We start from the raw sequence: 13299 nt of genomic DNA on the forward strand, positions 1-13299 counted from the left end.
CTTATCGCTATTCGACCTGCAACCAGTTAACGACCGCCGCCCGAACCTCCGGCAGACGGGCGAATGCCCTGTGATAGGTCAGGCTGGCCACTGGAACGCCGGTTTCGAGGACTTCACCGAAGCGCATCAGTGCCTGTTCGCTACTTTGTGACGTTGACGGATCCAGCGCCAGTGATTCGTGCAACAAGGCCATCAGGGCCTCGGCGCCTGTTAATCGGTCTATATGACAGCCTTCATTCTCGACGTCTTCGCCGGTCAACACGAATAGCGCCGACAATCGCTGTGAGTTTGACTCGCAGGTTTCGTGGAAAACGGCCTGCTTTTTTACTGTCCCCGAATGGACCGACGAATATCGGCTGGTGAGGCCTGGCGTACCGGGCCACAGCCGCAGCCCCGGGTAAGCGCCAATGGCTTGAACGGATTTCTCTATGGGATCCGCCTTGAGCATGATGCAGTCATCGGCCAGGACCAGCGCGCCATTCTCAGCAAACGACGCTGCGAGCGTCGATTTGCCGACCCCGGACTTACCCAGAAAGCCAACCGCACCCACATCGGGCAGCCATACTGCGCTTGCGTGCAACAGCGCACACCCCTGCGACGCAAGCCACCGGGGAATGACCTGGTTCAGCAGCAGGTGGCGCAACAACGCGTCCTGGCAACGCTGGGTGGGAATGCAGAAAATATCGGCCTGGCGGGTGATGACAAACGATGCAATGTCGGGATACTCGAACAGCACTTCGTCTCCAGACCTTGCCACCTGGCAGATCACCGGCTGGCCAGGATGACGCCACTGGAATGCAAGATCGAACCCGGCAGCGTCAAACCCGGATGGCGCACCCATGCGGACGCTTAAAGAAGGTGCCCCCGGGGCCGACGCCGCAGGAAGTTCGGGCAGCGGCAATTCACTCGTAAGCGGTGTGTCGAATATACGGTACTGCAAACCGGTCAGTCCCGGGCAAGCAGCAATGCTTTGGCCGTCAAGTCTTCCAGCAAACGAGCGATATCGGCTTCGAGTTGCTGCCGACCTACATCAAACACATCGAACAGGCTGTCGAGCGCCTCGGCAACCGTTACCCCTGTTTCGAGTAAGGCCCAGAAACGCGCGCCGACGGGATCAAGCCCGTAATACTCGCCCTCGGCCAGGTCGAGAATGACCAGTTCATCATGTACGGACTGTGTGCGCACTGTCGGCGCAACACCGTACCGGGCCGTTAGATTGAGAGAGTTCATTCGCAGAGTCTATTCAAGTTATCGCCATCGGGACAGGTGCATATTCAGGCTAGAATCCGCCATTGAACTGATGTCAGCCTATTGAAGACCGCTATGCCGCCCGATGCAAAAACGACCAGAATGCCAAGCGATGCCTGGGGCGCTATTGCCTCGGCGATCGCAGCGGCACCGGGTCGCACATCTGCAGATGGGCAGCCAGTGGAACTCGCGCACATCGACAGCCCGGAACTGGTGTTCTTCGCGATACACCAGGGCGTCGCCGCCCTGCTTGACCAACGCCTTGCTGATGATGCCGCTACCGGCTTGAGTGAGAATTCCCGGCGGGCGCTGAGGGACGAAGCCCGACGCGACGCCGCGATGGACCTGGCCCTGAACGACACGCTGCAGAAATGTTGGCAGATACTCAAGAACAATGGCATCGACGCCCTGTTACTTAAGGGCGCCGCCCTTGCACGCACCGTTTACCCGCATTCGCGGTTGCGTCCGCGTTGCGATACCGACATCTGGGTTCGACAAAGTGACGCACCCCGGTTAATTGGCACCTTTCGAGACGCGGGTTACACACTGGTCAATGATGACCTTGAAACCCGGTCACGGAAACAGTTCCAGGCCACCAGGGAACAGTTCCAGGGTGCGGCTTTGTGGTTTGACGTCCATCATCGGCTAAGCAATCGCCTGCATTTCATGGACGCCCTGGACTTTGATGACTGCCTGGGCAGCGCTGTTCCGGTCACAAATCCAGAACAACCACCGTTCGACGGTACCGGGACCATCGCCGGGCAACGGATGGTTACCCTGTCCGATCCGAAGCAATTGTTACACCTTTGTATCCATCGGATCGCCCATGGCCGAAACCGTGAAAGCCAGCGGTTAATCTGGCTTTATGACATTCACCTTCTCTTTGGGCAGATGTCATCGACAGGCCGCGAAGGCTTCTTGGAACTGGCATTATCAAGGGGCCTGGGGTGCATTTGCGGCGATGCCTTGCAGGCCTGCCAGGACGCTTTCGGCCTGGAAATCAACGCTATGTACCTCGATGCGCTGACCGCGAGGCGTAAACAGGAACCCACGGCACGCCTGGCTAATGCATCGCCCTGGCGATGGGCCTGGGCCGACTTCAGCGGACAGAGCGGCTGGCGAGCGAAGTGGCAGTTCCTGGCCGAAGTGGCCCACAACCGCCTGCGCCGCTAGCTAGGCTGTAGAAAGGTCAGCATAGATCGCAAGCGTGTCATCGATGACCCGCGTATGCGTAAACCCCGCTTCGATGATCGCCCTGCCCCGCTGTCCGTATTGACGACGCAATTCCGGATTCCCGGCCAGTTTCTGCAGGCAATCAGCCAGCGGCTCGACCGCACCCGGCGCAACGAGAAAGCCGCTTTCACCATCTTCAACCACGCCCCGGCAGCCCGGTATGTCGGTGGCGACAACCGGCAACCCACAAGCCGCGGCCTCCAGCAAAATTTTTGGCGTCCCTTCCCGGTAGGACGGCAACGCCACGACATCCACCTGCGCCAGCAACCCGGGCATGTCCTCAACATGCCCCAACAGCTTTACTCCAGGACGCCTGGACCAACCCTCCACCTCTGAGCGGGAAAAGCTGCTGGGATTGGGCGGATATGGCTCACCGGCAATCCACAGCTTCGCGTCCACAAGGCCCTGGCGCACAAGCGCAAACGCCGCGAGCAATTCCTCCAGCCCCTTCTCCCGAAGCAGCCGCGACGCGAACAAAATCCGAATCTCGCTATCTTCACGAACCTCACTCCGCGGCAAAAATCTTTTCGTATCGACACCCGACCCTCGAACAAGCCGGGACTGCTCCGACGACACAACGCCCAACGCGACAAGCTCGTCACGATCGGCCTCATTCTGAAACACCACCGCAGTCCCCGGCCGCCGCAACTCGCGCCGAAACAGCCACTTCAAAGCCGGCCGCGCTGCCCTGGCTTTCGCGCTGTTAGAAGTAAACGCATGACCCAACCCTGTCAAAGCCGCCACCTTGAACGGCACTCGGCAACGCCGTGCAGCAATACTACCCAGCAATACGCACACCGGCGTAAACAGGTGCACCAGCTCCGGCCGCAACGCCCGGTATGCCGCCGTGATCTCCTTCAACGCACGGCGGTTCCCCATCAGCGAAAACCCGGCCGCCGGCGCGGTGAACGTCCGAACCCGAAACCCCTCGTCCCGCAGCTTTTCGACATATGATCCAGGCGGGCAGACCATGCTGACCTGGTGTCCCGCCTGGCGTGCGGCGCGCGCCAGGTCGAGGCGGAAGTTGTAGAGGTACCAGTCGGTGTTGGCGGTTAGGGTGATGTGCATGTGAGAATTGCCAGGCGGTTAACCGCCAAGCAGGATGCTCCTGTAAGGCAACCAAGCGTATGCATGCTGGGCAAAATTCAACCAGACAAACTGAACCAATGCGTAACCAGCAACGACAATGACTCCAATCATTGTCTTGTTCCGTTGGAGGCCAGATACCAGCGGAAAGTGCGAAAACACCACGATTTGCAACGGGATAAGGTACAGAGAAACCCTGTCTACAGCCGTCGTTGCAAACGGAACGAGTAGCATACAAATGACAGCGGCGACCGACATCACTCGCCATACCCCTGGAAGCGCCATCGTGTTCCGAAATGACTTCCAGTAAATCAGCATGATCATGGCTGGCACAAAATTCATCAGCGTCCTGACATACGCGCCTTCAGACACAAACCCTACGTCAGAGACATAGGTTCGCCAAAGATGTTCGCTGTCTTCCGCAAGCATGGCATCCCATAGACCCCAAGCAGCCAACGCCACCGACAGAAACCGGAAAGCCCTGCCTCGCCCATCTACGAATATTCCAAGGGGGATAAGGAGCACGGCGGTGCGATGAAATGTGGCCGCGAGTGCAATCAGCAGAAGGTACCGATAGAAGCGGCCTTCCCCCAAGCATGCCAGTGCCCAGAGAATCAGACCAAGCGCCACCCCCTGCCGTGTATATCCCATGGCAACGACGATCACCGCATACGGAATCGCGACGATCACGGCAAGCCAGGGATAAGGCTGGGACCTGCAGAACCGCCACAGCCCAATCGTGAACAGGACGGCACAAATCACATTAACGACCACGATGTTCCCACCGAGCTTACCCACAACCCAGTTGGTCATCGTGTATCCCGGGTCGCTGCCAATTTCACTCAATTGGCCAAAATTCGCGTGCGAAATCGTCCTGAAGATGAACTCATAAGTGACCCAGTCACCGCCGACGAAATAGCGCGTACCGATAAACAGCGCGATCACGACAGCGAATCCATACCAGATACCCGGAGTGGGCCTCAGCGCCTGGCTTCGAGAAAGCGCCAGAAATGCCGGTATGCAAAAAAGCGCCCAGTAAGCCGCCATTAGCTGGCCTCCACGGCAATCAACTTTCTGTTTTTCCAGTCACGGCGTGCCGAAGCAGTGCGCATTGGACCACCGAGGAATACCGCCGCACGGCCACATCTCGCGCCTTGGCGGACATTTCTGCTCGCACACCCTCGTTCTCTATCACCTGAATTAACTTTTCTTCCCACTCCGTCTCGGTAGCGCACAAGAACCCCGTGACACCATCTTCGACAATATCTCGATTGGCACCCACGTCGGAAACAACGGGTACTACGCCACTGGCCATGTATTGAATAGCCTTGAAGCCGCATTTCCCTTTCGTCCAGGCGTTGTCATCCAGGGGCATGACGCCGACCCAGGCCCCTCGCAAAGCAACATGCTCGGTCGCTTCTGACCACGGGATGCATTCGAAATCCAGCTCGGCTGACTCGGGAAACACATCGGAAATGACTTTCAGTTTAGCCCCGGTCCGCTCGATGACCTTTTCAAGCACGGGTAACAGTCTTTCAAGATACTCGAGGGTGGAAAATGAGCCGGTCCAAACGATGGTTGGCTCGCGCGTTTCGATGCCCGGGAGAAATCTGTGATGCACTTCGACTGTCGTTGGTATCACCGTTGTCGAAGCATTGAGTGCCGATGCGTAGTCGGCGAGGTACTGGTTACCCACAATGACGGCGTTCGCTTTTTTGCAGCTTTTTGTCACTCTCGATCCAGTCGTAAGCCGATGCCTCAAGGCACCGATCCCCGGCCCCTTCAACCAGATTGCGTCATCAAACTCGTATACCTGGCGGCTTTTGCAACGCCAGGTGACGTACCGTTCGAATACAGTCAAAGCGGTGGGTGTGGAAGCCCGGTATAACCACAACACTTCATGACGGGGTGGCCGGACCAGCAACCCTATCCGTTTCGCCATTCCCCACAGAATCTGCAGCCCTTTCTTGAACACGCCGCCTTTTCGATATGAGAGATAGGCATTCCGGGTAAAGAACGGCAAAAACTCGAGCTTGTATCCAGCCTGCATAAAACAGTCCCGGTACTGCTCAACCCGATATCGGATGCCTGCCGTCGTACCAAGTGGATAGACACTGAGCACCAGTATTTTTTTCACGTCGGCCAATTCGGGTGGATATCACTTGATGTCATTAGCAGTCGGTATACTTCATCAACCCCGCGGCGGACACGGACTTCTCGGAGTCAACCATCGAATGAAGGTCGAAACGATCTACAGACACCTGCCTGTATCGGCCCAAAATCTCGCACTGTCATTTAAGGGCCACCAGTTAAAAAGGCAGCGTTTCGGCGGGCAATTTTCAGAAAGGCTCGAACTTGCGATGCAACGAACAAACTGGTCCGTCGACCGGGTTGAACAATACCAGCTCGACCAACTGAATCAGTTGCTGTCCCACGCGAAAACCAGTTCACCGTACTACGAAAATTTGCTCAAGGATTCGCCTCGAAAGTTTAGCTCGCTCTCCGAACTTGGTTCACTTCCCGTTCTCGAAAAAGCGTCACTCAGAGAACAGACTGACGCCATACGCAGCAATGCGTTTTCCAAATCTTCACTGATCAAGATCAATACCAGTGGCACAACGGGCACGCCGCTGAACCTGGGTTTTACCCCGGCCGACCTGCAAGAACGTCACGCGACACTCTACCGGTTCTACGCGTGGTACTGCATTCATCCCGGAGTGCGAAATGCACGTTTCAGCGGCAAACCGATCTTTGACAACACTCGAAACGGTCGGGTTTTCTGGAGAAAAAACGCTTCCGGCAACCAGTTGCTAATGTCGTCCTATCATTTGCATCCCGACAATGCCTCCGCCTACCTTGAAGCATTGACATCATTCCAACCGGAACTGATGGACGGATACCCATCAATGATGTGTTTCGTTGCCCGAAAGATCGTCGATGATGGCCGCCAGGGTTGCGTCAAGCCAAAGCTCATCATGTCGACTGCCGAGCAACTGGACCCGTCCCAACGCTCTCTGCTGGAAGAGGCGTTCCAATGTCCGGTGGCCAACTTCTACTCGTCCTCCGAAGGCGCACCATTTATCACCGAAGCCCCGAACGGTGAACTTGTAATCAATTCTGACTCGGGCGTGTTCGAATTCGTCAAACCGGGAACGGAATCGTCCGCCGGCCCCGGCGAATTCGCAGAACTCCTGGTCACCAGCTTCACCTCTTACGCTTACCCCCTGATCCGGTATCGAATTGGAGACACCGTCACCGTTCCCGAGAAGCCATCTTTTTCAAGTTTCGTGACCAGCATGCCGGTCATCGGATCGATCAACGGTCGGCGAGACGACATTCTGTGGACGCGCCATCGCGGCGAAGTGGTCGCCCTGAATCGTATTTTTTCCAATGTTCCATCCACTATTCTGGAAAGCCAGGTCGTCCAGCAAACGCCGGATAAAGTCCTGTTCCGGTACGTACCCGATATCAGAAATGGTTTTTCATTGAATCATCTGGATTCGATAAAACACGAAATCCTTCAACGGTTGGGGCCCGTGGAAATCAGGTGTGAATCATTCGAATCACTACCTCGGGGGGCGAACGGAAAACTCAGGGCGGTGATTCGGGAATTTTGATACTTCTTCAAGTCGCCTGCTTAGCGAGATTCCGGACGCTTGAAACGTGTCGGTATATCTTCCGGTAGGAACCCACACCCCGCTCGAGACTGAACGTTTGTTCGGCTGTTTGTCGACAGCGACCGGACAATGACTCATCGGCTAACAATCGGGTTAACGATTGAATGAAAGTCGCTGGCTCACTCTCAACAAACTCAACGCCCACACGATTGTCCGTGATGATCCGATACACCTCCTCAATTCCGCGGTTGCTGATGACCGGCCGACCGCAGCCCAGGATTTCCCCGAGCTTCGTCGGGCAACTGCCGAGTTTTGCCAGGCCGCCTTTGAAAAACATCATGGATGCCGTTTGCTTCTGGACGATCGCGGGCATTTCTTCCGGTGCTGCCTCGAATATCTCCACCTTCTCAACCTGGCAACCTTCTTCTGCCAACCGGCGTTTCACTTCCGCATGGTCATCCCTGGTGACAATCTGCAGTCGCGCCGACGGAAACGCATCAGCCAGAGCGTTAAAGCTTCGCGCCAGAAGATCGAGCCTGAACCAGCCACTCAACACCGTACCGTTGCAGCCGAAAATCAGTTGATCACCGGGTTCGATTTTGGGGGTGAAGGCCGACAGATCAGCACAGGTCGGAATCACGTGAATCTGCCGGCCTGCCAAAGCGATTGGATACTGCTTTTCCAAATGATCCGCAGCCGCCTTGGTCAATGAAACAGTTTCGCCATTCATTAAGCATTGTCGCTCTAGAGAAACCAACCCCTTGTGCACTAGAGAACCCCGTTTGAGCCTCCGAGCCAAAATGAGCTCTTCCGGCCACAACGCGCGCATGTCAAAAACAAACGGAATGTCATACCGCTTGAACATCGCAAGGCCGGCCAACGCAGGAAGGTAGCTTCGCGCATGCACAATCACCTTGCCTCGCTTGTGCTCTCGACGAACCGTTGCTGCAAACTGAAACAACTGACGCAGAATGGATATCGAGCGAGGACCCTGCTCGAATGGCAGCGGTTTCCACTCTATGCCTATTTGCCGGCAACTAAGTCTGGCGGCATCAACCTTTGCTCGATCAGCAAAATCGGCCTTCTTCTCGCAGGTCACGAGCACGATGCGGAAGTTGCTTGCCAGCGCTTGGAGATAGGCAAACACTTGTGATTGCCCCAAGGGCTCCAGTAGGCCAGTGCGGGTCAGATAAACAACAGTCAAGTCATGCTCAGAAGAAGCTGAACCCCCAAGTGCTAAACCTGAACTATGTTCAGGCATTTCCGAAAGCGAGCGGCTTCACAACAATTCCTACGTACTTTCCCTCGCACTCTGTCACCCCGAACCTGGGCTTCACCTTCTCCACGAAGTTTTTGAAGGCAAAATTGTCCTGAATATCATCGGAAATGAGTATTCCGCCTGGCCTGAGTGCACGCCAAAGTAATGGGTAAGCGTACCTTCGCCCCCACCATGATTTGTCACTGTCATAGTGGCAAAGGTCAATTTGCCCATCAAATTCAGCAATCGCTTCTTTCAGGCCGTTTCGGTCAGGCTTTCGAATGATCTTCCATAACGATCTCAATCTGTCCGGAACTGCAACACCTACCCATGGTTCGTTATCCATCTTTGGATAAGGCATATCAACACTGACCAACCTGCCACCCTTATTGTGTTCCAGTGCAGCAAGGATCGCGAGTGAAGACCAGCCATATGCCACTCCAGTCTCAATGACCCTGGCAGCACCAATACGAACAACAGCTTGGGCAATCAAATCCAGATCGCCCGGCCCACCCATGCTCAATGGGCATCGAGACACTCTTTCTTTGGCCTCGGTAACAAGAGCCTTGGGCAGCTCAAAACGACTTTCATCGTTCAGCTCCAACCCAACGCTTTCCAACACGATGTCGGCGTCTTCGGCTTGCTCATTCGCCCAAGCTGTCGCCGCGGCACGTAGTGCTGCAGAGTCATGGTTCTTTCTGAACTTGCGCAGAACCAAACCCGCCATGTGAGACCAATGGTCTGGCCTTTGAACAAACCAAAATATCGTCTTGAACTTCTCAGCAATCGTGCTCATCAGGTTGGGCCGAATAGCGTCAAATATTTATTGGCGGCGACTTCTGGGCTAAATTCAGCTGCTCGCTTTTTCAGCGCTTCAACGTCATGAGGTGCAGTTATCTGCCGCAGGATCATTTCAGCAAGCGCTCCCGGGTCATCCTGACTTACCAAAGCGCCGTACCGGCCGTTATCAAGTATTTCAGCCGGTCCACTCATGCAATCCGTACTGACGACCGGTGTTCCATAGGCAAGCGATTCCACGATTACGTTTCCAAACCCCTCCCAACGAGACGACAAGACAAACAGGTCGGCATCGTTGTAAAAAGGCCCTGGGTCGGGCCTTGCTCCAACAAGCCGGACATATTCGCCAAGCCCCGACCGACTACACTGCGCGTTGAGCTGCGCCCTTAACTTTCCTTCGCCAATAATCAGGAGTCGCACATCCAGTCTCGCCGAGACCATGCTCATTGCATCCAGAAGCACGTCAAACCCTTTCTGGCGTTTCAGGTTTCCCACAGCCAACAACTTGGCCGCACCTCCCTGCCACCATCGAACCAGATGACGATCTTCCTCAGCAAACTCTGTGGCGCCTGAAACCGAGATTGGGTTATGAATGACCTTCACTGACTTACTAGGCAGTCGTGCAATTTCACCAAGGCTGTCTTTGACCCCTTGCGAAACCGCAACAACATGACCGGTAAGCGGGTAGATAAATCTACCGAGATAGCGCAGGAGCCTACGTTCGAAAGTCGTTATGGCTGGCGCCCGGCGAAAATCGTTATGTTCACTCACAATCAGGGTTCCATTGAACCCGCTGGTTTTGCAAGCAACCGAAGCAACGCCAGTCAATGGCCACATTGCAGCCAGAAGTGCATCTGGTTGTTCCTTACGAAGGTATTGATGCAGCGGCCACCATGCTTCTCGTATTCGCGCGACATTCAAGCTTTTGACTGCAACTCCTTGAGGGACTTGTTGAAGCAAATCCCCGCGACGCTGCATCACTAGCAACTTGACTAAGAATCCGGCGTTCCTGAATTTTTCAGCTAGAGAAAGCTGAACCTTTTCCACACCACCAATTCGCAAATCAGGTAAGAGAATGGATATTTGGTAACTCAAAAACTTGGGTATAAATGGTTTGATGTAAAGCCATTACAGGCGGCAATTAGAGCTTCATGAACAGAAAAAAACTCAATTGACCCCACATTCTTCAAAGCATCCAAAATTGCTAGCCTTGGTTTGGGAAACCCGATACTCAAATTCCATAGTTCTAGTTTGTCATTTAAGCAATTCAACTGCTCAGAAACGGCCAGCTCTTGACCTTTGTAGTCAAGCGCTAGGACTTTGCTTCAACCCCATTTGCTAGCGGAATTAGCTGAGCTAATAAGTTAACTCAGGTGTAAATCAGTCAGGTGATAGAACTTTTACGCGCTTTGCCGGAATTCCGGCGTAAACAGCGCCACTAGCCAACCTCCCCTTCACAAGCGAATTTGCACCGACTACAACGCCAGATTCAATTTTGCTGCCTCTTAAAACCGTTACTTTCGCACCGAGCCAAACATTACTTTCAATAACAACCGGCTTGATTGCGAACTCTTGGTGGCTAATGCGGCCTTTCGAAATCGCATGATCCTGATCCCGAATCGTCACGTACTCGCCAATCAGTCCATCGTCACCGATAGAAATGGACGATTTGGCCACAACCGTAGTTCCGTGAGAAACATGAGTTCGATCACCGATGTGAATAGCCGCACCTCGAGAAACGATCATCACATTCCTGCCCAAGAACACACCTGAACCAATGTGCACTTTACCGCCATCAGTGCAACGAATTACCACCCCATTATCGACCAAGACATTGCTTGAAAAAGAGACTTGCCCTTTGGAGCAAAGCTGTATCAGCTTCCGACGAAATACGGAATTTGCTATTCGAAGAACTCGCGTTATTCCCATGTTTGTCGCCCACGCGTCAACGGCAAACACCCGAGCGCACTTAGCCTGTCCATGTCGTGCTGAATTGTGGCGCCCAGTATCTTTAGGACTTGCTCTCTTTCCATGCCCGTTTGTTGAAATTCGGACTCATTGAAGTTCCGAACGATCTGTTTAAGCCGCTGTGTATTTAGTCCCAAATGTTTTGAAACACGAGAGATTCGCTTCAACCATTGTGGTGGCCTTTTGTATGCTTCTGACAGAAATAGACTTTTTGGTTTTCGAGCGACGTTAATTCTGTCAAACAGAATCCCACCTTCTGAATGCAGCCCCAAGAACTCCAGAACTTCTTTCCAGGCAGCGCTTACCGAGCCAGCCCAATCCTCCATCCACAATATTTTGACGCGCTCGCTTCCGAATATTTCAATGTAACGCTGCACTTGAGGCCCAAATGAAGCCACCTTCGAGTACTCCAGGAACCGGGAATCACGACAATGCCGAGGCACCTTCTCTCCCCGCGACCGGATCGACTCAAGTTGCAAGGCGACCTTGATATCAGATTGGTCTTCATCAAGATTGATCAGAAGTTGCTGGTGATACGAACGCAAGAACTCCGCATGATCACGCAGGAATATCAAAATGCGCGCGTCAGCATTGTAGTCGAAGATATTTTTAGCACTCTCACTAGAGTACAGATACATGACTGACGCCTCTCCACGTACCGCTGCGTCCCCGGCGGTGCTAAAAAGTTGGTCATACTGTTCCTTGGACTTCACCCATCTGAAACTTTCAAAGTCGGTATTGAAATAGTGAGGTTCTTTCGGCTCTGCCATAAAAATCTCTGGATGTCTCGACAGGTAATACCACCACGCTGTGGTACCGCACTTGGGTGCACCTACGATAAATAGGTTAGCCTTAGGCAGGGCAATACCCCACGACTGAACTGTCCACGGCGATAGTTCGTCGAATGCGAACCCAGGCAGCAATGTTCCAAAGCAACGTCACGACGAGCGTTGCAACCGCAGCACCAAGCACTCCCAATTTTGGTACCAGAATCAAATTTAGTACGATATTGATTGTTGCGGAAAACATAAGAACCTTTGAATACCAGGCCTGTGCGCCACTCATGATCAAAAGCAATCCTGTCAACCCGAACCCTGTATTAATCAACTGTGCAACGATTAAGACACGCAAAGAATCGAGCCCATTAAGATAACTAGAACCAAACCAGGCCAACACATACGGGCTTGCCACCCAGACAATCACAACCAGAATAATGGTCAGAGAAAAAGCAACTCTTGTTCCTGTTTTAATCGCAATTTGAAGCTTTGTGATCTCCCCTCGCTTCAACCACTTGGCACACCGCGCCCCATGACTGATACCAAGTGCCGTAAGGGTGATAGCGACCAGGTCAGCGAAACGAGTAGCTAACACGTAAGCTCCGGTGCTGGATTCGTCAACCAGAAACCCGAGCATAATTACATCAACTTGACGATTGAGGACCATTGCCGCAGCAACGAACAGCAAACTAGCACACGCGAATATCCATTGATTTCGGGTTGAAGGATCAGGATATTGAAAACTCATTCCCCGACCCGCGAGGACGCCAACACAAAGCACAGCCAGAGCGATCACCGCAGCAAATAAATAGAGCGAGATTGCCAAATCGGCATCTACCTGGATACCCGATTGCCAACACGCAACGACCATCGCGACCAGCAATAGAGGCCTGAGAACACCATCAGGCCCTTGGGCGAGCAAAAACCTTTGCTCACCTTTTGCGACGCCCTTGAAAGGAGCAATGATCGAAAAAACCAAGATCAGACCGCCCACAACCAGTTTGGCTGCACCGCCAAGAGCACCCACACCTCTTTCGCCGACAGTTTGGATCATAATGTTTGCAAGACTCACCGAGCACAAAGCGAATGCCAATACTGTTATAACGCTAAATCCCACGAGCTCTTGGCGTAGCTGGAATCGAATTGCGCGGCCGCCCTTCGCACCAACTTCGCGGAACAGAAATGTTTCAGTTCCGAATGCACCTAAAATCGACGCAATTCCGACGATACTGAGTGCATGCCCGTAGATTCCGTATTGCTCAGGAGGCATGATTTTGGCTAGTAGCAACCCTGAAAACGCCATTGCCGCGAGGGT

General features: G+C 53.8%; 13 protein-coding genes. 2 read left to right on the top strand and 11 right to left on the bottom strand.

All coding sequences use genetic code 11. The annotated features are described in order from the left end of the window. Positions 1–7: 7 nt before the first annotated feature. Together F3N42_RS01440 and F3N42_RS01445 are read right to left on the bottom strand one after the other, a co-directional pair. On the bottom strand, positions 8–841 hold the full coding sequence (locus F3N42_RS01440) for a phosphoenolpyruvate carboxykinase (ATP) (RefSeq protein WP_150862613.1): 834 nt from the start codon (positions 839–841) through the stop codon (positions 8–10). A gap of 104 nt (positions 842–945) precedes the next feature. After that, positions 946–1185, bottom strand: a complete 240-nt coding sequence (locus tag F3N42_RS01445) for a PqqD family protein (protein WP_191621160.1) — start codon at positions 1183–1185, stop codon at positions 946–948. A 243-nt stretch (positions 1186–1428) separates the two neighbouring features. Between F3N42_RS01445 and F3N42_RS01450 the strand changes: the two genes are divergently transcribed. Beyond that, positions 1429–2421, top strand: a complete 993-nt coding sequence (locus F3N42_RS01450) for a nucleotidyltransferase family protein (protein ID WP_191621161.1) — start codon at positions 1429–1431, stop codon at positions 2419–2421. Here F3N42_RS01450 and F3N42_RS01455 read toward each other — a convergent pair whose 3' ends face one another. Genes F3N42_RS01455 through F3N42_RS01465 form a run of 3 tightly spaced genes read right to left on the bottom strand, consistent with a single transcriptional unit; the run spans position 2422 to position 5704 of the window. Next, the gene (locus F3N42_RS01455; protein WP_150862616.1) at positions 2422–3549 is read right to left on the bottom strand and encodes a glycosyltransferase family 4 protein; all 1128 of its coding nucleotides are present in this window, start codon (positions 3547–3549) and stop codon (positions 2422–2424) included. Between the two features lie 18 nt (positions 3550–3567). Next, the gene (locus tag F3N42_RS01460) at positions 3568–4614 is read right to left on the bottom strand and encodes an EpsG family protein (RefSeq protein WP_150862617.1); all 1047 of its coding nucleotides are present in this window, start codon (positions 4612–4614) and stop codon (positions 3568–3570) included. Positions 4615–4633: 19 nt separating this feature from the next. After that, positions 4634–5704, bottom strand: a complete 1071-nt coding sequence (locus F3N42_RS01465) for a glycosyltransferase family 4 protein (RefSeq protein WP_150862618.1) — start codon at positions 5702–5704, stop codon at positions 4634–4636. A 97-nt stretch (positions 5705–5801) separates the two neighbouring features. Here F3N42_RS01465 and F3N42_RS01470 point away from each other — a divergent pair, with 97 nt between their 5' ends. Next, the gene (locus tag F3N42_RS01470; protein ID WP_150862619.1) at positions 5802–7184 is read left to right on the top strand and encodes a phenylacetate--CoA ligase family protein; all 1383 of its coding nucleotides are present in this window, start codon (positions 5802–5804) and stop codon (positions 7182–7184) included. A 7-nt stretch (positions 7185–7191) separates the two neighbouring features. On the opposite strand, the gene F3N42_RS01475 is transcribed toward F3N42_RS01470, so the two are convergent. From F3N42_RS01475 to F3N42_RS01500, 6 genes are all read right to left on the bottom strand, one after another. Beyond that, positions 7192–8388, bottom strand: coding sequence for a glycosyltransferase (locus F3N42_RS01475; protein WP_191621162.1), 1197 nt, complete (start codon positions 8386–8388; stop codon positions 7192–7194). A gap of 49 nt (positions 8389–8437) precedes the next feature. Continuing rightward, positions 8438–9238, bottom strand: coding sequence for a class I SAM-dependent methyltransferase (locus tag F3N42_RS01480; RefSeq protein ID WP_150862621.1), 801 nt, complete (start codon positions 9236–9238; stop codon positions 8438–8440). Further along, positions 9238–10335, bottom strand: a complete 1098-nt coding sequence (locus tag F3N42_RS01485) for a glycosyltransferase (RefSeq protein ID WP_191621163.1) — start codon at positions 10333–10335, stop codon at positions 9238–9240. Before F3N42_RS01485 ends, F3N42_RS01480 begins: the two co-directional genes overlap by 1 nt. A 285-nt stretch (positions 10336–10620) precedes the next feature. Further along, complete coding sequence (locus tag F3N42_RS01490) at positions 10621–11169, bottom strand: acyltransferase (RefSeq protein WP_150862623.1); 549 nt, start codon at positions 11167–11169, stop codon at positions 10621–10623. Then, positions 11160–12131, bottom strand: coding sequence for a sulfotransferase domain-containing protein (locus F3N42_RS01495; protein WP_150862624.1), 972 nt, complete (start codon positions 12129–12131; stop codon positions 11160–11162). Before F3N42_RS01495 ends, F3N42_RS01490 begins: the two co-directional genes overlap by 10 nt. After that, positions 12061–13287 (bottom strand): oligosaccharide flippase family protein, encoded by a 1227-nt coding sequence (locus tag F3N42_RS01500; protein WP_191621164.1) that lies wholly within the window; start codon positions 13285–13287, stop codon positions 12061–12063. Before F3N42_RS01500 ends, F3N42_RS01495 begins: the two co-directional genes overlap by 71 nt. Positions 13288–13299: the final 12 nt, after the last annotated feature.

Source organism: Marinihelvus fidelis (assembly GCF_008725655.1).
In the GTDB taxonomy this organism is placed as follows: Bacteria; Pseudomonadota; Gammaproteobacteria; order Xanthomonadales; family SZUA-36; genus Marinihelvus; species Marinihelvus fidelis.

What these genes read in the sequence shown, in the direction of transcription:
- F3N42_RS01440 (WP_150862613.1), bottom strand. Translation starts at nt 841, where the DNA reads ATGGGTGCGCCATCCGGGTTTGACGCTGCCGGGTTCGATCTTGCATTC.
- F3N42_RS01500 (WP_191621164.1), bottom strand. Translation starts at nt 13,287, where the DNA reads ATGGCGTTTTCAGGGTTGCTACTAGCCAAAATCATGCCTCCTGAGCAA.
- F3N42_RS01470 (WP_150862619.1), top strand. Translation starts at nt 5,802, where the DNA reads ATGAAGGTCGAAACGATCTACAGACACCTGCCTGTATCGGCCCAAAAT.
- F3N42_RS01490 (WP_150862623.1), bottom strand. Translation starts at nt 11,169, where the DNA reads ATGGGAATAACGCGAGTTCTTCGAATAGCAAATTCCGTATTTCGTCGG.
- F3N42_RS01480 (WP_150862621.1), bottom strand. Translation starts at nt 9,238, where the DNA reads ATGAGCACGATTGCTGAGAAGTTCAAGACGATATTTTGGTTTGTTCAA.
- F3N42_RS01455 (WP_150862616.1), bottom strand. Translation starts at nt 3,549, where the DNA reads ATGCACATCACCCTAACCGCCAACACCGACTGGTACCTCTACAACTTC.
- F3N42_RS01460 (WP_150862617.1), bottom strand. Translation starts at nt 4,614, where the DNA reads ATGGCGGCTTACTGGGCGCTTTTTTGCATACCGGCATTTCTGGCGCTT.